The sequence below is a fragment of the Clostridium thermobutyricum genome, from assembly GCF_000371465.1.
Classification (GTDB): domain Bacteria; phylum Bacillota; class Clostridia; order Clostridiales; family Clostridiaceae; genus Clostridium; species Clostridium thermobutyricum.
Genome location: NZ_KB850956.1, coordinates 1,820,056 through 1,840,183, shown reverse-complemented (window position 1 = coordinate 1,840,183; position 20,128 = coordinate 1,820,056). Strand labels below are relative to the sequence as shown.

Sequence of the window (20,128 nt, the reverse complement as noted above, 5' to 3'; positions counted from 1 at the left end):
CACCTCATAAGTAATTATAACACTAGAGTAGGAAAGATAAGAAAAATAAATATTAAGTCAAACCTACTCTTTTTTTTTATATAAGCTATAATTAAATATATATTCTATTCAGATTGGAGATAGCTTATGAAAAATATAGAAGTTGTAGCAGCAATTATTAAGAAAGATGATAAAATTTTTATTACTCGTAGAGGGTATGGAGAGTTTATAGATATGTGGGAATTCCCAGGTGGGAAAATTGAAAAAGGTGAACTTAGAGAAGAGGCTCTTATACGTGAAATAGATGAAGAATTAGAGCTTAAAATAGAAGTAAAAGATTTAGTAACAACTATAGAATATGACTATCCAAATTTCCATCTTATTATGCATTGTTTTTTATGTGAAGTTATAGGAGGAGAGTTAAAATTAAATGCTCATAATGATGTAAAATGGGTATTATATGATGACTTAGATAATCAAAAGTGGGTTCCTGCTGATGTGTTAGTTGTTGATGAATTAAAAAAATATTTTTAACTAATAATTTAATATGTAATTAAAATTTAAAGTTTTAAATTAAAAAAGCTTGTTAATCAGATATAGTTAATATAGAAGAATAAATTAAACTTCTATTTTATAGTCAAGATTAACAAGCTTTAATTTTTAAGTAGTTATATAATCATAAATATCATCTCTTACGGGTGTTTCTAGTTGGTAAGTTATTTCTACAGCTTTTACATTTGAAGATTTCATCTTAATATCCTTAGGTTTGCCAATTGTATTTATTTTTCCTAGAAAATAAAATTCTTTTGAATCCTTATCATCTTTATTTTTTCTAACAAAAAGATACATATTTATACCAAGTTTTTTTGCATTGTAGGCAGTTACAATATCTTCTGAAGAACTTGTCGTTCTGGATTTTGATATTGCTATTATATTTGAAGGAGAGATAAATCTATCCTCATAATTAATCGTATCTGCTATATCTTCAGACTTATGGTAATTTATAAAGACTGGATAAGTATTAGTTTTTTTATCAAATTTATATCCGCCTATATTTAAAGCAACTTCACTTTTTTCCCATTCTAATAATCTACAAACATCTTCATAAGTATATTTTTCGTATAATGAAAAGTTAGTATTTTTATAACGATTTTTATAAATTTTTTTATATCTATTAAGACCAAAGTCTATAAGTTCTTTAACTAAATTTTTAAAATTTGCATCTTTTAAATGATGTTCAAAATTAGTAGAACATTTATAATCATTATTAAAGCTTTCTATAAAAATACATTTATTATAAGTGTCTTTATTAATTCCAGTAGGAAATTTATTAGTTAGAACATTAACTAAATTAGTTTTAGTTAAATCATTAAATCCTATATTATATTCTATAGTTAAGGTATTCTCTAGTTTTTCCATTAAATTTGTACAATTTTCTAATATATACTTAAGAACTAAAAGTTCATGAATCCTTTTTCCAGAAGCTAATTTTTTAGAAATAAATTCTATAAACAATTCTTTTTCAGAATCCAACTCAATAGTATATTCCTGTTCATATTTTTTAAGAAATTTATAATAGGATCTAAGAGATTTATTATCAAAAAATCTTAAAGGATCAATAGATTCATAATAGTCAAAATCTAATAAGCTAGGAATATGACCTATTTTTTTCTTTAGGTTAAAATAGTTTTCTTTTAATAAATTTATATTATTAAATTTAACTTTATCTATAGCTTCAAATATTTTCTTTTTTGATATTTCATCAAAATTTATAGTTGAACAACCAGGAATAGTTCTAGTACTTTCCATAACATTTTTTCTAAGATTATCTTTATTAAAAGTTCTATCTCCAGATAAAGCTATAGGGATTAAGAAATTATTTTTATAATTTCCTATGAAATCTATTATTACAACATATTCTTTAGATTTATATTTTCTAAGACCTCTTCCTAATTGTTGAATGAATACAATTGAAGATTGAGTAGGTCTAAGCATTACAACTTGATTTACAGAAGGAATATCTACGCCTTCATTAAAAATATCAACTGTAAATATATAATCTAAAGAATTTTCTAAAATATTGCTTTCTAAACGTTCTATAGCTGTATCTCTTTCAATTTGAGAGTTTTCTCCTGTTAGAGCAAGAGTGCTATAGCCTCTAGCATTAAACATTTCAGATAATAGTTTAGCTTCCTCTTTATTGCTACAGAAAACAAGTCCTTTAACTCTATCACCTGAATAGCCGTAAAATGTTATTTTGTCTATTATATGCTTAACTCTATCTTCAGATGTTAAAGCATTTATATCAATATTATCTATTATTTCATTATCTTCATTTATAAAATCAGATACACCAAAATAATGAAATGGGCAAAGTAAATCTTCTTCAAGTGCTTGTTGTAATCTTATTTCATAAGCTATCTTATAATCAAACATTTTAAAAATATCAAAATCATCACTTCTTTCTGGAGTAGCTGTCATACCTAATAAAAATTTAGGAGCAAAATAATCAACTATTTTTCTATAGCTTACAGCTCCAGCTTTATGAACTTCATCAATTACTATATAATCAAATTCATTTTTAGAAAAACTTTTTAAAATATTATCCTTAGATAAAGTTTGAATAGTACAGAATATTAAATCTTTGTCAGTTTCTTTTTTTGTACCTGAAAGAATTCCCATAGTTTTTGAATCACCAAAAACATTTTTATAACTTTCTAATGCTTGTTTAGCTATTTGTTCTCTATGAACTACAAATAAAGCTTTTTTAGGATTATAATTTCTAAGTTCGAATGCAGAAAGATAAGTTTTTCCTGTACCTGTAGCAGAAATAAGTAATGCTTTATTTGCTCCTTCTTTTCTAAGTTTATTTAAATTTTGTATAGCAGAAATTTGCATTTTGTTAGGTGAAAGCTTGTACTGTTTTAAAGTTGGGACTTTTGTAGCTTTAGAATATTCACGTTGATTTTTATAAATATCCTGATAAGTTTTAATCCAGTCTAAAGTTAAATTTTCTGCATCATTCCATAGAGATTTAAATTCTTCTATAACGTTATTAGTTAAGTAACCTTCTTCAAGAGAAGAAACTTTAATATTCCATTCTTTATTTTTAGTTAAAGCAGATTGCGTAAGATTTGAACTTCCAATTATAAGTTTATAATGATCTGAATGTTTAAAAATATATCCTTTAGTATGAAAATTTTCTTTTGTATATACTTTAAGCTCAATATTAGGGAAGTTTAAAAGTTTTTTTAAGGCTTTAGGTTCACTAAAGTTTAAATAATTAGTAGTTAGGATTTTGCCTTTTATATTTTTATTTTTTAAAGTGTTAAGAGTTTCTAATAAAGGCGTAATCCCGCTACTTGTAATAAAAGCAACAGAGATATAAAATTCTTCACATTTATTAAGTTCTGAGACAATGTCACTCAATACTTTATTGCCTTTAGAATAATCATTAACTAAAAGTTTAGGGACATATGATAAATTAGAATTATTAAATCTATTTATAAAACCAGTATTATTGGCTTCAATAATTTCAGAATCAATAGAAACTTCTTCAATAATCTCTTTATTAGTTATAGTATCAGATAAATTTTTATCTATAGTTTTTATATCGGTCAACATTTTCATAGACATCTCCTTAAATTGTTATACTAAAGTGGTTAATTTTAGTATAACATGATAAATATAGATAAAAATAAATTATTATATAGATAAATAGAATGAGACATAAATAATATATTTATGGCAAGTACTAAATAAAAAATATAAATTATATTTAAAATTTTATCCCAAAATAGTTTTTTTACATATTTATTAATTGAGAAAACCTTAAAATACAAAATCTTTTAAACCCAAACTCAATTTTTATAAAAACTATAAAAATAAGCTGTTTAGTACTAAAAAGCTTTTATTAAGCTTTAACTTAAATACTTAACGGCTTATTTTTGCTGCAATTAAAAATTTATTGTGAGGCGTTTCAAAAGCTTTCTTGGGTATTGTTTTAAAACGTGCCCTGCTTGGTTAGGAAATCGGGACAAATAATAATAATAAAAAATAATAAATAAAAAAAATATATAAAAAAAAGATTTTTTTTGAGATTTAAAAAGATTTTTTCTCAAAAATTAGAATTTGTGTATATCTATTAAGTGAGGGGGTAAAAGTTTTCTTGTTTTAATTTAAAGAGACAATTTGGAAGAATAGATTTAAATAGATTGGTGGTTAAAAGTTTTCTCTGTTTTAATTTAAGGTTTATATGAAGTTTAGAACATATTAAATCAAATAAAAATAATGAATATAATGCTTAAAATTTAGATAGTCATTGTAATATTATTAATAATTATAATTTGATTTATTGTGAGATAAAGAAAGATTGAAAAATAACTTAATATAGCGATAATGGAGAGAACTTTAGAAAACTAATCCCTTTTATATTAAAAAATAAATAAGATTAAAGAGAGCCTAGACTAATATCTTTTTATTTAAAGTTAGCATAATCAAAATCCAATATTATTCCAAAGAAGATAAAGTTGAATAAAAATATTATTTAGCTAAAAAAGCATAGTATTATTACTATGCTTTTTTATTTTATGTAGATAATAAGAAATTTTGTATCTATTTTTATAATATGCTAAAATTTGAATATAAAGTTTTAAATTAGGAAATTAAATTAGATACCAGAGATAAAGAAGGGATATAGATGGATTTTTATTATGAAGATAGATTTTTAATTTTTAAATTGAAGAGTAAATTACATGAGAAGGTAATATTATATAATCGTAATTATAGAAAACATATAAAAATTAGTCATCCTGATGTTAGTTTAAAGTATATAAGAGAAATATTAGAGGACCCAGATTATGTATATAAATATTCAAGAAATAGTAAAACTTATTATTATGAAAAAAATTATAATAGCATTACATATAGAGTAGTAATTTCAAAATATAAGAAGCATGTTAAGGGTGTAATAACATGTTATAAAGTTGAGTTAAATGAGGAATTTACTAAAAAGCATGCTTTATGTGTATATGATAAAGAAGTATATCTTAAAGAAAAAGAAATAGAAGAAGAGTTTGAAAATAATATTAGCTATTTTTATGAATTATTTAATATAGTGGAATAAATAGTTGTAATGATAGTAGCGTTTAAAAAGATTAAATAGATATTGTTTAGACAAAACTTAGTAAAGTTAGATAAGGGCATATAATAAATTGTAATTGGAGATTATTATGAGCAAAGCAGAATACGAAAAAATAAATTTAAATGAAAATATACCTGCATTTATATGGTACATTGATAATGAAAGCTATAATATAGATTATTATTCCTATATATCACCTCATTGGCATAGAAGTATGGAGCTAACTCTAGTTACTGAAGGTGAAATCAATGGAAGAATAAATGGCACGCCTATTTCCGTTAAAAAAAATGAATTTGTTTTTGTAAATAGTGGAGATGTGCATGAGTTTGAAAAAGATAAAGGCAAAATAAGTAGTGGAGTAATCTTGATTATGTCTTATGATTTTATAAAAAATGTTTATCCTAATTTTGATAATGTAAGATTAGATATTAAGAAAGTAGGTTTAAAAAAGGACAGGCTAATTGAAATATTTTTGGATATAAAAGAATATTTTTTAAATCCAAAGGAATTAGATTATTTAAAGATAAACTCTTATCTTTATGAAATTTTATATATTTTATTTTCTAACTGTATAAGTGAAGAAGTTACTATTCAAGATGAGAGATTTAAGTATAGGGAAAGGCAAAAGGAAATTTTAACTTATATAAATGAAAATTATAAAGAGGGCTTGTCTTTAGATTATATGGCTAAAAAGTTTTATATGAGCAAAGAGTATTTTTCTAGAAAGTTTCATCAATGGTTTGGAGTTACATATAAAGTTTATTTAAGTAATTATAGACTTAACAAAGCTTATGAAAACATAATAAAAACTGATGAAAATATTAAAGATATTTCAGCTATTCATGGCTTTTCAAATGTAAAATCCTTTATAAATATTTTTAAAGAAAAGTATGGAATGACACCGAGTAAATATAGGAAATATATAAAAGAATTAAAAAATGACATTAAAGAAGACAAAAAATAACAACAATAATTAAATAAAAAATGATAACCTTTAACTAAGGTAAAAACGCATACTTATTTTTAAAGTGTGCGTTTAATTTTTATATTTGAGAGGAGAGATAGGCTAATGAAAAAATTAGTTTTAGATATTGGTGGTACTTTAATAAAGTATGCTGTTATGGACAAAGAGGCAAAAATTTTTCAAAGGGGAGAATTTTCTACACCTTTAGATAGTATAGAAAGTTTAATGAAAAAAATAACTGAATTATACAATTCGCTTAAAGATGAGGTTAATGGTATTGCTATAAGTATGCCAGGAAATATTGATACAAAAATAGGACAAATTTATTCACCAGGAGCTTTAGACTATAATGCAAATGTTAATATAATAGATAAAATTCATGAGCATATAGATGTACCAGTTTCTGTTGAAAATGATGGGAAAAGTGCTGCATTAGCAGAAGTTTGGATGGGAAATCTAAAAAACTGTAAAGATGGAGTTGTTATGATTTTAGGAACTGGAATTGGTGGAGGAATAATAAAGGATAGAAAAATCCATAAAGGAAATAATTTTTTTGCTGGTGAATTTTCTTTTATAATGCAAGATACAAAACATTTAGATTTTAGTAGTGTATTTGCACTTACAGGAAGTACTTCTGCACTTATAAATGAAGTTTCTAAGAAAAAGAATATAGATATTAAATCTTTAAATGGATATAAAGTTTTTTCAATGATTGAAGAAAGGGATTCTGATGTATTAGAGATACTTGAAAAGTTTACTACTAATATAGCAATGCAAATATATAATCTTCAATGTATTTTAGACCCAGAAAAAATTCTAATTGGTGGGGGAATTTCAAAACAACCAATTTTATTAGAAAAGATTAAAGAAAATTTAGAGAAAATATATGAGAAGATTCCATTTGATATTCCACATGCAGTAGTGGACACTTGTAAGCATTATAATGACTCTAATTTAATTGGAGCTTTATATAATTATTATCTTCAATTTTCTGAAGATTAGATAATATTTTAAGTTAAATAACTCTAAAGTTGTAGTTATTTAATTATAGAGTCTATTTTAGATTTTAAATATTAGAATTTAGGTTTTAAAAAAATATAATATTAATTTAGAGAATAAAGGGGAATTTAGAAATGGCTAGAAAGTATTCTAAAGAATTATTGGACAAGATTATTGAAAAACAAGAAAAGGTTATCATTAATGGGGTAGAGGTTTTAGTTAAGAATTTACCTGATAGTGATGAAAAAGGTGGAATGGACCTTCGTCTTTATAATGATATGAAATCTCAAATTGAAATGATGGAAAAAATGTATAAAGAAAATGGAAAGTTTGAAGAAGAAGAGAAGTCAGTTACTGAAATGAGAGCTTTATTTAATGGAATTAAGAGCCATCCAATGGTTGAAAAAAATATAGAAATAATTAATGAAAAAGTAAAGGCAAATGATGGATATGAAATTCCTATACGTATTTATAAATCAGAAACTTTAAAAGAAAATGCTCAAGTTCTTTATTACATTCATGGAGGAGGATTTTTTGCAGGTTCACCAGATGTTGTTGAAGAATTAGTAAAGCTAATTGTTGAAAATACAGATATATTAGCTGTATCAGTAGATTATAGATTATGTCCAGAAAATCCTTATCCAACAGGACACGAGGATTGTTATTCTGTATTAAAATGGGTTTATGAAAATGCAGAAAAATTTGGAGGAGATAAAAACAATATTTTTGTATCTGGTGATAGTGCTGGTGGAAATTTAGCTCAATATTGTACTACAAAAGATGTGGAAAATGGAGGAGGAATGGTAAAAGGACAACTTTTACTTTATCCAACTTTAAATATGGCAAATGTTGAAGATGAATTCTTTAAATGGAGTATAGATGATTATGAAATTGCAGATAAATATAAACTTGGAATAAATCTTATGCTAGAGTCTTTTAAAGGATTATCAAATACTTTAGGAGCTGTCTTAGGAACTTCAGATATTAAAAACAAATATTTAAGTCCATACATTATGAATCCTAAAGGACTTCCACCAACTTTTATTACAGTTGGAGAGCATGACTTTTTAAAACCAGAATGTTTAGCTTATGCAAGTAAGCTTACTAAAGCAGGTATCCAAACTGAAATTATATTATATAAAGGTTTTGGACATGCTTATGGAGATAATGTGGGAGTTTATCCACAAAGTGAAGATTGTGCAATTGAAATGGGGAAATTTATTTTGAAATATAGTAAGTAAAAATAGCTTTAGAAATATAAAAATAAAAATTATTAGAAAGTGCTTTATATAAAAGAAGTAATTTGAGGTTAAATAAAATTTCATAATTCATTATGCAAGGTTCAGATTGTTAATAATAAGCTTTATAAAAATTATTAAAACTTGAGAGTCTATACTATAAATATAATATAGACTCTCTTATATTAATGAAATTATTTGTATAAATATTTTTGGAAAAAATGTTAAAAAATTATTGACAAATATAAATAGACAAGTTATTATAATAGTGAGTTAACGTTTACAAATTTATATGCGATTGTTACTGATTCGATCAGGCGAGACCTTAAATAATGAAAAGATATTTTATAAATTTCTTTTGATTACTTGAGGTTTTTTATTTTATATAGATATATTTTGAATTATAATTGGACAATCTTCTATATAGGAAATTTATAAAGGGGGGATATAATGATAATAAAAAAGATATTTAATAATAATGCTGTATTAGCTAAAGACTTATCTAATCGTGAAATTGTAGCTATGGGATGTGGAATAGCATTTAAAAAAAGTGTTGGTCAGGAGCTAGAAGAGAAAGAAGTAGAAAAAACTTTTATACTTAAAGAAAAAGAAGCTTCTGAAAGATTTAAATTATTATTAGAACATATTCCATCAGAACATATATCAATTTGTTATGATATTGTTGAATATGCAAAAAATACACTTAAAGTTGAATTAAATGATTATATATATGTTACTCTTACAGACCATGTAAGTAACACAATAAAACTCTATAAAGAGGGAATAACAAGACCAAATGCGTTAATTTGGGAAATTAAAAAGTTTTATCCTAAAGAATATAGTGTAGGACTTAAAGCTGTCCAAGCAATTAATGATGAATTGAGAGTTTACTTATCAGAAGAAGAAGCAGGTAATATTGCTCTTCATTTAATAAATGCTCAAGTAAATAATTCATTTGAAAATGTTTCAGATATAGCAAATCAAACAAAAATGATACAGGATATACTGAATCTTGTTAAATATTCTTATGGAATTGTGTTAGATGAAAAGTCTTTAAGTTATGAAAGGTTTGTAACTCACTTAAGATTCTTCTTTAAGAGATTAAAAAACAGAAAAGAAAATGAAGAAAAGAAAGAAGAGTTTTTATTAAAGCAAGTTAAAGAAAAATATAAAAAAGCATATGAATGTATGTTAAAAATAGAAAAATATTTAAATGAAAAATTAACTGAAGAAGAGCAATTATATTTAATACTTCACATACAACGTATTACTGATTAAGAATTTAATAAAAAAGGATTGTTACTGGTAAAGCAGGCGAGACCAAAGGAGATGGAATAAAATTTATATTCTATCTTTTTGGGCTCGCTTTTTTATATAAAAAAATAAATTTAGAGAGGTGTATTATGAAATATGAAAAATTGTCAAAAGACATAATTAAAAATGTAGGTGGAAAAGAGAATGTTAGTAGTTTAACTCATTGTATTACTCGTTTACGTTTTAAGCTAAAAGATGAAAGCAAGGCAAATACAGATGTATTAAAGAAAATGGATGGAGTTGTTACTGTAATTCAAAGTGGTGGACAGTATCAAGTTGTTATAGGAAATCATGTTCCAGATGTTTTTAATGCAGTTATGGAAGTTGGAAACTTTAATTTTTCTCAAAATGACAATGTAGAAGAAAAAAAGATGAATCCATTTAATAAGCTTATAGATGTTATTTCAGGAATATTTGCTCCAACTTTAGGATTCCTTGCAGCAACAGGAATGTTAAAAGGATTTAATGCGTTATTCTTAGCATTAGGATGGCTTACTCCTGAATCAGGAACTTATCAAATGTTACAAGCTATTGGAGATTCATTGTTTTATTTCTTCCCAATATTTTTAGGGTACACTGCATCTAAGAAATTTAAAACAAATCAATTCTTAGGTATGAGTATAGGAGCTGCTTTAGTATATCCAACTATGGTATCAGCTATAAGTGGACAGCCTTTATATACATTATTCCAAGGAACTCTTATAGAGTCACCAGTTCATATGACGTTTTTAGGAATACCAGTTATTTTAATGAATTATACATCAAGTGTTATTCCTGTTATAGTTGCAACTTATTTTGGAGGAAAAGTTGAAAATTTATTCAAAAAAATAATTCCAGATGTAGTTAAAACTTTCTTAGTTCCATTATGTACTTTAATAGTTATTGTACCATTAACATTTATAGTTATTGGACCTATTACTACTTGGGCAAGTCAGCTTATAGGAGCAGGAACACTTGCAGTTTATGAGTTCTCACCAATTGTTGCAGGATTATTACTTGGAGGTTTATGGCAAGCATTAGTTATATTTGGATTACATTGGGGACTTATTCCAATTGGAATTTTAAATTTATCAACTCAAGGCTTTGATACAATTTTAGCTTTATCTTTTGTAGCATCATTTGCTCAAACAGCAGTAGTTATGGCTATATTTATTAAAACAAAAGATAAGAAGTTAAAAACATTAGCAATACCATCAATAATTTCAGGATTCTTTGGAGTAACTGAACCTGCTATATATGGAATAACTCTTCCAAGAATAAAAACATTTATAATAAGCTGTATTGGAGGAGCTATTGGAGGAGCTTTAATCGGATTATTCCAAATAAAAGGATATATAATGGGAGGCCTTGGAGTATTTGGTTTCTTTAACTTTATAAATCCTGCAAATGGAGATGCAAGCAAAGTTATAAGTGCAATTATAGCAACAGCAGTAGGAATGGTAGTTAGTTTTATATTAACAATGATTTTATATAAAGAAACATTGGAAGTAGAAGAAGTTAAAGAAGATAAAAAGGTAGAAAATGAATTACTAGCTAAAGAAGTTATAGGAAGTCCTTTAGTTGGAAAATTAGTTCCTCTATCAGAAGTAAAAGATGAAGCTTTTGCAGGAGGAGCTTTAGGAAAAGGGGTAGCAGTATTACCTTATGAAGGAAAAGTAGTTTCACCTGTAGATGGTGTTTTAACAACTTTATTTCCAACAGGACATGCAATAGGAATTACTTCAGATTCAGGAGCAGAAATATTAATTCATATTGGTATGGACACAGTTCAATTAGAAGGAAAGCATTTTAATGCAAAAGTTAAGCAAGGGGAAAAAATTAAAAAAGGACAATTATTATTAGAATTTGATGTTGAAGCTATAAAAAATGAAGGCTTTGAAGTTATAACACCGGTTATTGTAACAAATTCACAAAACTATTTAGAAGTGATTGAATCTAAGTCAGAAGATATAGCTTTTGAAGAAGCTTTATTAAATGTTGTAATTTAATAAATTAACTAGATTGAATGATTTAATATTAAAATATAAATAAAAAAATAAGGGAGAGTTAAATCTCCTTTATAAAAAAGGGAGGAATAGATATGAGTTTTAAAGAAGGTTTTTTATGGGGTGGAGCAGTAGCTGCAAACCAATGTGAAGGTGCTTATAAAGAAGATGGAAAAGGTATGTCTTTAGTTGATATAATTCCAGCAGGAAAGGAACGTTTTGAGGCTTTTTTTAATCCAAAGAAAGCTTTAGAAACAGATTATGGTTTTTATCCAAGTCATGAATCAATAGATTTTTATCATCATTATAAAGAGGATATTAAGTTATTTGCTGAAATGGGATTTAAGAGTTTCCGTATGTCAATTTCATGGCCAAGAATTTTTCCAAATGGAGATGAAAAAGAGCCAAATGAAGAAGGATTAAAATTCTATGATGATATTTTTGATGAATTATTAAAATATAAAATAGAACCAATAGTTACAATATGTCATTTTGATACACCATTATATTTAGCTACTAATTATGGTGGATGGAAAAATCGTAAGTGTATAGACTTTTTTGTAAATTATGCAACAGTTCTTTTCAATAGATATAAAGGAAAAGTTAAGTATTGGCTAACTTTCAATGAAATAAATATGATACAACATATTCCATTTTTAGGTGGAGGATTGATTATAGAAGAAGGAGAAAATAAAGAAGAAATAATTTATAGAGCTTCTCATAATTTATTTGTTGCAAGTAGTTTAGCAACTAAAATTGGTCATGAAGTAGATAAAGAAAATAAAATTGGTTGTATGATAGCATCAGGTAGTGTTTATCCATATTCATGTAAGCCAGAAGATATTATAAAAGCACAAGATGATAATAGAGCAGCTTATTTTTATGGAGATGTACATGTAAGAGGAGAATATCCAAGTTATATAAAAGCTTATTTTAAGAAAAAAGGAATTGATATAAAAATGGAAGAAGGAGATGAGGAAATAATTAAAAAATATCCAGTAGATTATTATGCATTCTCTTATTATTCTTCTAGATGTACAAGTACAGATCCAGAGGTATTAGGAAATTGTAAAGCTAATATATTTGATTCTCTAAAAAATCCATATTTAAAAGCTTCAGAATGGGGATGGCAAATTGATGCTATAGGATTACGTGTTACAATGAGAGATTTATATGACCGTTATCAAATTCCATTAATGATAGTTGAAAATGGACTAGGAGCAGTTGATAAGGTTGAAGAAGATGGAAGCATTAATGATGATTACAGAATTGATTATTTAAGAGAGCATATAAAAGAAATGAAAATTGCGGTTGAAGAAGGAATAGAACTTTTAGGATATACTCCTTGGGGATGTATTGACCTTGTAAGTGCAAGTACTGGAGAAATGAAAAAAAGATATGGATTTATTTATGTTGATAAGGATAATGAAGGAAATGGAACTTTAAAACGTAGCAAAAAGAAATCCTTTGATTGGTATAAAAATGTTATAATTACAAATGGAGAGAGTTTATAATGAAATTTAACTATTAAGGTATTTTTCTATTAGAAAGAAGAGGTGTTATAAGATGAGTTTTAAGGAAGGATTTTTATGGGGTGGAGCAGTAGCTGCTAACCAATGTGAAGGAGCTTATAATGTAGATGGTAAAGGGCTTAGCACAGCAGATGTTGCAACAGCAGGTTCTTATACAAAGGCAAGAAGATATACTGATGGAATAATAGAAGGAGAATATTATCCATCACATGAAGCTATAGATTTTTATCATAGATATAAAGAAGATATAAAATTATTTTCTGAAATGGGATTTAAATGTTTTAGAACATCAATAAACTGGACAAGAATTTTTCCGAATGGAGATGAACAAGATCCAAATGAAGAAGGATTAAAATTCTATGATAATCTTTTTGATGAATGTTTAAAATATGGAATAGAGCCTGTAGTTACTATTTCACATTATGAAATGCCATATGGTTTAGTAACAAAGTATGGTTCATGGAGAGATAGAAAATTAGTAGATTTCTATTTAAATTATTGCAAAGTTATTTTTAATAGATATAAAGATAAAGTTAAGTATTGGATGACATTTAATGAAATAAACGTAGTAGCATTACATCCATTTATTCCAGCAGGAATAAAATTTAAAGAAGGCGAAAATAAAATGCAAGTTTGCTATCAAGCAGCTCATCATCAATTAATAGCAAGTGCAAAAGCAGTTAAATTAGGACATGAAATAAATAAAGATTTTAAAATTGGATGTATGATTCTTTATCCACAATCTTATGCAAAAACTTGTAATCCAGATGATGTACAACTTTCAAATGAATTTATGGATAACACATATTATTTCTCAGATGTTCATGCAAGAGGATATTATTCAAATAAAGCTAAAAAATTCTTAGAAAGAAATAATGTAAAACTTAAAATGGAAGAAGGAGACGAAGAAATTTTAAGAGAAGGAAAAGTAGATTTCATAGGATTTAGTTATTATATGACTTTAGTTCAATCATCAGATAAAAATGACCAAGATGAAATTAAAGGAAATATGTTAGGTGGAGTTAAAAATCCTTATTTAGAAGCCTCAGAATGGGGATGGCAAATAGATGCTAAAGGATTTAGAATTTCATTAAATAACCTTTATGACCGTTATCAAATTCCACTATTCTGTGTTGAAAATGGATTAGGAGCAGTAGATAAGGTTGAAGAAGATGGAAGTATTAATGATGATTATAGAATAGAATATTTAAGACAACATATAAAAGAAATGAAAAAAGCAGTAGAAATTGATGGTGTTGACTTAATGGGATATACTCCATGGGGATGTATTGATTTAATCAGTGCAGGAACTGGAGAAATGAAAAAAAGATATGGATTTATCTATGTAGATAAAGACAATGAAGGAAAAGGAACATTAAATAGAAGTAAAAAGAAGAGTTTCTATTGGTATAAGAAAGTTATAGAAACAAATGGGGAAGAGTTATAAATAAAAGCTAGATTCAACAACAATTAAAATATTAAAAAGAGCATTAAGATATTTTATCTTAATGCTCTTTACTTTATATATTGCTAATTTTTTTCAGAAATTCTAGGTAAAGAATAAATAAAATCTTCCACTAAAAATTCAAAACTTTCTTCTAAATCAATATCATTTTTGAAGTATCCAAAGAAATATAAAGAAATAAATCCATGCAGCATACTTCTTAATGCTCTGCTTTTATGTGTAAGATATACTCTGTCATTAGTATAGTAACCTAAAATTTGAAAGATTATAGTAAAAGTTTCTCTTGCTAAATTAAAAAACTCTTCATTTCCTGTAGTTCTTGTGCTTATAAAAAGCTCATATGCTGTTCTATTTTCAAAAGCAAATTCTTTATATAGTTTAGAAAATTCTTTTATTGCATCTTCGCCACTTTTCCCAATTAAACCTTGAGTTAGGATACTATTTAATCTATTTAAACTAGAGATTGTCATTTCTAATTTAAGATTCTCCATATTTTTAAAATGATTATATAAAGAAGGATATTTTATTCCTAATTTTTCTGCTATTTTTTGAAAAGTTACTTTATTTAAACCTATTTCATCAGCTAATTCAAAAGTAACTTCAATAATCTTTTGTTTAGTTAAATTTCTTTTTTGTTTAGTTAAAATATTTTTTTGTGACATTTTATCACTCCTATTGCTATCTAAAATAGAGTAGTACTAACTTTATAAAATATTTTAGCATAATATATAATATTAAACAAACTATAAAATATAACTTATAAACTATAAAGTATAGTTTACAAACTACAAAACATAGTTTATAATTTTTTGAGTAGAAAGGAGTTTTATTTATGAAAATGTGGAGAAGAAACTTATGGTTCTGTTGGTTTGGAATGTTTGTAACAGGAATTGGAATGAGTCAAATTGCACCTATATTACCTATTTACATAAATAAGCTTGGAGTACATAATACAGGATTAATTGAACAACTTTCTGGATTAGCTTTTGGAATAACCTTTGTAGTTTCAGCTATATTTTCACCAATATGGGGGAAAGCAGCTGATAAAATTGGTAGAAAACCAATGCTTTTAAGAGCAAGTCTTGGAATGTCAATAATAGTCGGTTCTATGGGGTTTGTTAGTAATGTATATGAACTTATAGGACTTAGATTACTTCAAGGGGTTATAACAGGATTTAGTACAGCTTGTACTACTTTAATTGCAACTCAAACTACTAATGAAGAAGCTGGATGGGCTTTAGGAATTCTTTCAACAGCAAATATTGCAGGTTCTTTACTTGGACCAACTTTTGGAGGATTTATAGGAGATACTTTTGGTTTTAGAAATGTATTTTTTATAACTGGTGGATTATTATTTATTGCATTTATAACAACTTTATTATTTATAAAAGAAGATTTTGTACGCAACGAAAAAATGGAATTTAGTACAAAAGAATTGTGGAATACTCTTCCACAGAGAGGTTTAACTCTTACAATGCTTTTAACAGCATTTGTATTATCATTATCACTATATTCCATAGAACCAATTATAACAGTTTATGTGTCAGAATTATGTAATCATATTAAAGATGTTGCAGTAATAGCAGGTGTTGTTTTTTCTGCTTCAGGTTTAGCGAATATAATTTCAGCGCCAAGACTTGGAAAGTTATCAAACAAAGTTGGAGTAGAAAAAGTAATACTAATTTCATTAATTATAGCGGGAATAATTTATATTCCTCAAGCATTTGTAAAAAATCCTTGGCAGCTTATGGGGCTAAGATTTTTATTAGGACTAGCTTTTGGAGGATTAACTCCAGCTGTAAATACTTTAATTAAAAGAATTACACCAAATGAACTTACAGGTAGAGTATTTGGATTTAGTATTTCAGCTCAATATTTAGGAACATTTGGTGGATCAGTTTTAGGGGGACAAATATCATCGTTTTTAGGAATAAGATATGTATTCTTTGTTACAAGCACATTGTTATTTTTAAATGCACTTTGGGTTTATTTTAAAGTTTATAAAAAAATTAATAAAGGATCGTCAAAATAAATTTTATTATAAAATTTTAGAGTTTTATAAAAATATAAACAAAAGAAAAGGAGAGTTTAAGATGGCTGAAACAAACTTAACTAATGAAAAAGATTTTATTAAAGGAGAAAAAACCGCACTCGTAGTTATAGATTTACAAGATGGAATTGTAAATAGAGATTTAAATCCTTATACAGGTAAAGAAGTTGTTTCAAATACTAATAAATTAATAGATGTAGTAAAAGAAAAAGGTGGATTTGTAGTTCTTGTAAGAGTTTCAACTACAGATGGTAAAGATATGCCAAATCCAAAAACAGATTTAAGTGGAAATAATTTTGTTCGTCCTGAAGGATGGGATGAATATATTCCTGAATTAAAAGGAATAGATAAAGCTCATTACATTACAAAAAGACAATGGGGAGCATTTTATGGAACAGATTTAGATTTACAATTAAGAAGACGTGGAATTGAAAACATAATTCTTTGTGGTATTTCAACTGGAATTGGAGTAGATACTACTGCAAGAGAAGCATATCAAAGAGGATATAACCAAATTTTTGTTGAAGATGCAATGACAGCATTATCAAAAGAAGAACATGATTTTGTAACTAAAAATATATTCCCTAGAATGGGTAAAATCAGAAAAACTGAAAATATAGAATCAATGATAAAATAGTTTATAAAGATTTAGTGAAAAACATCCAATTTTTAAATATATAAGCTATATAAAATATTAAATAAAAGTCAGGATTTACCTGACTTTTTTTGTTAATGAAAACTTCAAAATTTTAGGTGAAAAAAGTAGAAAATTAAGATTTTATTACAAAAAACTTACAAAATAAAGATAAAAAGTTAACAATGTTAACATAAGTTTAGGTTTTAATAAAAATATTAAAAAACAAAAGAAATTCTTTTTAGAAAGTTGTATTATAAATATATGCGTAATGAACGTATAAAAAAACAAATGAAGAATAAATGAAAAAAATTGAAAAATTAGTGTCATATGAAAAGTTATTTGAGATTAAAATGATAACAAATTGACATAAATTTTTTTGAAATGAAATTGATTTCGTATGAATTAAACGATAGATAAGATAAGGGAGTTTTTAAATTATGAAGAAAAAATTATTAGTAGCGTTAATATTTGCAATTACTATGTCTGCATCAATGTTCTCAGGAATTACTACTGCATTTGCAGATACACCAAATACTGTACAAGCTATTAGTGAAGATAAAGCACAACAACAACAAAAGGCTATAGAGACTCAAGAACAAATTGAAAAGTTAGATAACCAAATTCAAAATAGTATGATGGAATCACAAAGCCTTAATAATAAAATTGCAGAAGCTAACAATAATATTGCATCACTTCAAACACAAATTTCAAATACACAAGCACAATTAAATGCAAATAAAGAAAAAATGAATCAAGAAATAAAGGGACTTTATGAACAAGGATATGCAAACAATGGTTTATTAGCATACTTAAACGTTCTTTTCTCAGGAAAAAGTTTCTCACAAATAGTAACAAATTTACAAGATATATATAGCATAAATCAAAGTAACCAAAAGATTTTAAAACAAATCCAAAGCCAAGAAAGTCAATTACAAAGCGAAAAAGATAGTTTACAAAACAACGTAAACACTTTACAAGCTTCAAAAAATAAAATAGCAAGTAACTTAGCTGCAGAACAAAGTGCTAAAAATCAAGAACAAGGACTATTAAGTTCAATAAAAGATACAATAGCTAAAGATTCAGCACAAGAAATAGCTTTACAAAAACAACAAGTACAAGCTGCTTTAAAAGCTGATGCTGAAAAACAAGCTAAAGAAAATAGTTCAGCACAAAAATCAAGCTCAAATAGCTCAAAATCAAGCTCAAGTGCAAAATCAAGCTCAAGTTCAAACTCAAATTCAAGTAGTTCAAACTCAAATAGTTCAAATTCAAAACAAGGTTCAACAATGATAGTTTCAACAGCTAGTGGAAATGTTGTTAAGAGCACAGCTGGAAACACTCAATATGTACCAAATGGAGCAAAAGCAAGTGCAAGTGCACAAGCTGTAATTTCAGAAGCAGAACAGTTCATAGGAGTTCCATATGTTTGGGGAGGAGAAAGCCCAAGTGGATTTGACTGTTCAGGATTAATGCAATATGTATTTGGAGCTGAAGGAGTAAGTTTACCAAGAACTGCTGCTGAACAACAAGAATGTGGAACACCAGTTGCAAAAGGAGATTTACAACCAGGAGACTTAGTATTCTGGGGAGATCCAGCTTACCATGTTGCTATGTACATTGGTAATGGAGAAATAATAGCAGCACCTCACACAGGAGCTTATGTAACTACAATGCCATTATATCCATACACAAATGCTAGAAGAGTATTATAATCTATAGGATAATTAGATATTAAAAAAGGCTGTCTTATGGACAGCCTTTTTAATTAATTTTATAAATTAAATCTTCTTGAAATATTCTTATTAAAAAGTGATTATATTTAAAAATAAAAACAAGTAAAGTTTATAAATAAAAATATATAATTTAATAAGTTTTTTCAGATGTACTAGAAAAAGTTACTATTCTTTTAGTAAACATAGTAGATACAACTCTTACATAATCACCAGCTTCAAAATAAGGTCTATGAGAAGTTGTAAAATGTAATTCTCTTTTATTTTTATAATCAATTACTGTAATTGTCCAGTACTCTAAACCTCTTTTATTAAAGCTATAAATTTCAGTGCAATAACCTTTTGTTTCTGTATAAAGACTGGTCAAATATTCAATTATAGTTATTATAAAATAAACTGAATAAATAATTCCTATTATAGTTATAGTTCTAGCTTCATTTCTGAAAAAGAAAAAAATAATTAATATAAAACCAAAGATATTTGGAGGCAATCTTCTATTCATAGGAAGTTTTACTCTTGGAGAAAACCAAAGTTTATATCTCCAAAAAATATTTCTATCTCCTGATTCTTCAGAAAGTCCAGACATCTTTTTTTGAAATCTAGTTTTATATTCATCTCTTTTAGCCTTAGCAAATTCAAGTCTTTTTAAATGCAAAATTGTATAAAAAGAATATGTCATTATGCCAGAAGAGATACTTATAATTCTCATATTAGCAAATATAACAAATGTTGAAAGTGTATATAAAACTAAAATTATAAGAAATACTCTATAAGGTAAAGTTTTTTCTTTTGAATATTCTATCTCATCAAAGTTAAATATATTAAGCGGATTTGCAAAAATCATAAAAGTTAATATGATACAAGTAAATAATGTAAAACTAACTATATTATGAATGTTTAATAGTAATCTTGATAAGTTCATTCTCCAAAAAATAGCTAGCATGTTGATAATTAAATTAGGAACAAAAGCAATTAATGGGAATAACATTGATACTCTGTTTTCTTCTTGATAATTCATAATCTTCCCCTTTTATACCTTTTTTTTATTACCTTAATTATAGAATAAATTTCTAAATATTGAAAGTTATAAAT

Annotated in this window: 15 protein-coding genes; 12 read left to right on the top strand and 3 right to left on the bottom strand. The window is 26.1% G+C overall.

The genetic code is table 11. From position 1 onward, the window contains the following. Positions 1-126 precede the first annotated feature (126 nt). Positions 127-513 (top strand): (deoxy)nucleoside triphosphate pyrophosphohydrolase, encoded by a 387-nt coding sequence (locus HMPREF1092_RS08555; RefSeq protein WP_002598264.1) that lies wholly within the window; start codon positions 127-129, stop codon positions 511-513. A 126-nt stretch (positions 514-639) separates the two neighbouring features. Here HMPREF1092_RS08555 and HMPREF1092_RS08550 read toward each other — a convergent pair whose 3' ends face one another. Next, positions 640-3,609 (bottom strand): DEAD/DEAH box helicase, encoded by a 2,970-nt coding sequence (locus tag HMPREF1092_RS08550; protein WP_002598263.1) that lies wholly within the window; start codon positions 3,607-3,609, stop codon positions 640-642. Between the two features lie 1,069 nt (positions 3,610-4,678). On the opposite strand from HMPREF1092_RS08550, the gene HMPREF1092_RS08545 reads away from it, so the two are divergent. From HMPREF1092_RS08545 to HMPREF1092_RS08510, 8 genes are all read left to right on the top strand, one after another. After that, positions 4,679-5,104 carry a hypothetical protein gene (locus HMPREF1092_RS08545; protein ID WP_002598262.1) on the top strand — a complete coding sequence of 142 codons (426 nt, stop codon included), beginning with the start codon at positions 4,679-4,681 and terminating at the stop codon, positions 5,102-5,104. A 106-nt stretch (positions 5,105-5,210) separates the two neighbouring features. Then, on the top strand, positions 5,211-6,086 hold the full coding sequence (locus HMPREF1092_RS08540) for a helix-turn-helix domain-containing protein (protein WP_002598261.1): 876 nt from the start codon (positions 5,211-5,213) through the stop codon (positions 6,084-6,086). A 105-nt stretch (positions 6,087-6,191) separates the two neighbouring features. Then, positions 6,192-7,088 (top strand): ROK family protein, encoded by an 897-nt coding sequence (locus HMPREF1092_RS08535; RefSeq protein WP_002598260.1) that lies wholly within the window; start codon positions 6,192-6,194, stop codon positions 7,086-7,088. Between the two features lie 131 nt (positions 7,089-7,219). Continuing rightward, positions 7,220-8,326: an alpha/beta hydrolase gene (locus tag HMPREF1092_RS08530; RefSeq protein WP_002598259.1), complete on the top strand. Its 1,107-nt coding sequence runs from the start codon at positions 7,220-7,222 to the stop codon at positions 8,324-8,326. A 447-nt stretch (positions 8,327-8,773) separates the two neighbouring features. After that, positions 8,774-9,601 carry a BglG family transcription antiterminator LicT gene (gene licT, locus HMPREF1092_RS08525; RefSeq protein WP_002598258.1) on the top strand — a complete coding sequence of 276 codons (828 nt, stop codon included), beginning with the start codon at positions 8,774-8,776 and terminating at the stop codon, positions 9,599-9,601. A gap of 125 nt (positions 9,602-9,726) precedes the next feature. Then, positions 9,727-11,625 carry a beta-glucoside-specific PTS transporter subunit IIABC gene (locus tag HMPREF1092_RS08520; RefSeq protein ID WP_002598257.1) on the top strand — a complete coding sequence of 633 codons (1,899 nt, stop codon included), beginning with the start codon at positions 9,727-9,729 and terminating at the stop codon, positions 11,623-11,625. 92 nt (positions 11,626-11,717) lie between these two features. Continuing rightward, on the top strand, positions 11,718-13,136 hold the full coding sequence (locus tag HMPREF1092_RS08515; protein ID WP_002598256.1) for a 6-phospho-beta-glucosidase: 1,419 nt from the start codon (positions 11,718-11,720) through the stop codon (positions 13,134-13,136). 52 nt (positions 13,137-13,188) lie between these two features. Then, positions 13,189-14,601, top strand: a complete 1,413-nt coding sequence (locus HMPREF1092_RS08510; RefSeq protein WP_002598255.1) for a 6-phospho-beta-glucosidase — start codon at positions 13,189-13,191, stop codon at positions 14,599-14,601. Positions 14,602-14,684: 83 nt separating this feature from the next. Here HMPREF1092_RS08510 and HMPREF1092_RS08505 read toward each other — a convergent pair whose 3' ends face one another. Continuing rightward, a complete protein-coding gene (locus tag HMPREF1092_RS08505; RefSeq protein WP_002598254.1) occupies positions 14,685-15,281 on the bottom strand; it encodes a TetR/AcrR family transcriptional regulator in 597 nt (198 codons plus the stop codon). 170 nt (positions 15,282-15,451) lie between these two features. On the opposite strand from HMPREF1092_RS08505, the gene HMPREF1092_RS08500 reads away from it, so the two are divergent. From HMPREF1092_RS08500 to HMPREF1092_RS08490, 3 genes are all read left to right on the top strand, one after another. Continuing rightward, entirely contained in the window at positions 15,452-16,651 is a 1,200-nt protein-coding gene (locus HMPREF1092_RS08500; protein ID WP_002598253.1) for a multidrug efflux MFS transporter, read from the top strand. 61 nt (positions 16,652-16,712) lie between these two features. After that, positions 16,713-17,306 carry an isochorismatase family protein gene (locus HMPREF1092_RS08495; RefSeq protein WP_002598252.1) on the top strand — a complete coding sequence of 198 codons (594 nt, stop codon included), beginning with the start codon at positions 16,713-16,715 and terminating at the stop codon, positions 17,304-17,306. A 437-nt stretch (positions 17,307-17,743) separates the two neighbouring features. Then, positions 17,744-19,018 (top strand): C40 family peptidase, encoded by a 1,275-nt coding sequence (locus tag HMPREF1092_RS08490; RefSeq protein ID WP_002598251.1) that lies wholly within the window; start codon positions 17,744-17,746, stop codon positions 19,016-19,018. 151 nt (positions 19,019-19,169) lie between these two features. On the opposite strand, the gene HMPREF1092_RS08485 is transcribed toward HMPREF1092_RS08490, so the two are convergent. Beyond that, positions 19,170-20,054, bottom strand: a complete 885-nt coding sequence (locus tag HMPREF1092_RS08485; RefSeq protein ID WP_002598250.1) for a hypothetical protein — start codon at positions 20,052-20,054, stop codon at positions 19,170-19,172. Positions 20,055-20,128: the final 74 nt, after the last annotated feature.

Excerpts from the sequence above, each read along its gene's own strand:
- HMPREF1092_RS08555 (WP_002598264.1), top strand. The coding sequence starts at position 127 with ATGAAAAATATAGAAGTTGTAGCAGCAATTATTAAGAAAGATGATAAA.
- HMPREF1092_RS08550 (WP_002598263.1), bottom strand. The coding sequence starts at position 3,609 with ATGAAAATGTTGACCGATATAAAAACTATAGATAAAAATTTATCTGAT.
- HMPREF1092_RS08545 (WP_002598262.1), top strand. The coding sequence starts at position 4,679 with ATGGATTTTTATTATGAAGATAGATTTTTAATTTTTAAATTGAAGAGT.
- HMPREF1092_RS08540 (WP_002598261.1), top strand. The coding sequence starts at position 5,211 with ATGAGCAAAGCAGAATACGAAAAAATAAATTTAAATGAAAATATACCT.
- HMPREF1092_RS08535 (WP_002598260.1), top strand. The coding sequence starts at position 6,192 with ATGAAAAAATTAGTTTTAGATATTGGTGGTACTTTAATAAAGTATGCT.
- HMPREF1092_RS08530 (WP_002598259.1), top strand. The coding sequence starts at position 7,220 with ATGGCTAGAAAGTATTCTAAAGAATTATTGGACAAGATTATTGAAAAA.
- licT (WP_002598258.1), top strand. The coding sequence starts at position 8,774 with ATGATAATAAAAAAGATATTTAATAATAATGCTGTATTAGCTAAAGAC.
- HMPREF1092_RS08520 (WP_002598257.1), top strand. The coding sequence starts at position 9,727 with ATGAAATATGAAAAATTGTCAAAAGACATAATTAAAAATGTAGGTGGA.
- HMPREF1092_RS08515 (WP_002598256.1), top strand. The coding sequence starts at position 11,718 with ATGAGTTTTAAAGAAGGTTTTTTATGGGGTGGAGCAGTAGCTGCAAAC.
- HMPREF1092_RS08510 (WP_002598255.1), top strand. The coding sequence starts at position 13,189 with ATGAGTTTTAAGGAAGGATTTTTATGGGGTGGAGCAGTAGCTGCTAAC.
- HMPREF1092_RS08505 (WP_002598254.1), bottom strand. The coding sequence starts at position 15,281 with ATGTCACAAAAAAATATTTTAACTAAACAAAAAAGAAATTTAACTAAA.
- HMPREF1092_RS08500 (WP_002598253.1), top strand. The coding sequence starts at position 15,452 with ATGAAAATGTGGAGAAGAAACTTATGGTTCTGTTGGTTTGGAATGTTT.
- HMPREF1092_RS08495 (WP_002598252.1), top strand. The coding sequence starts at position 16,713 with ATGGCTGAAACAAACTTAACTAATGAAAAAGATTTTATTAAAGGAGAA.
- HMPREF1092_RS08490 (WP_002598251.1), top strand. The coding sequence starts at position 17,744 with ATGAAGAAAAAATTATTAGTAGCGTTAATATTTGCAATTACTATGTCT.
- HMPREF1092_RS08485 (WP_002598250.1), bottom strand. The coding sequence starts at position 20,054 with ATGAATTATCAAGAAGAAAACAGAGTATCAATGTTATTCCCATTAATT.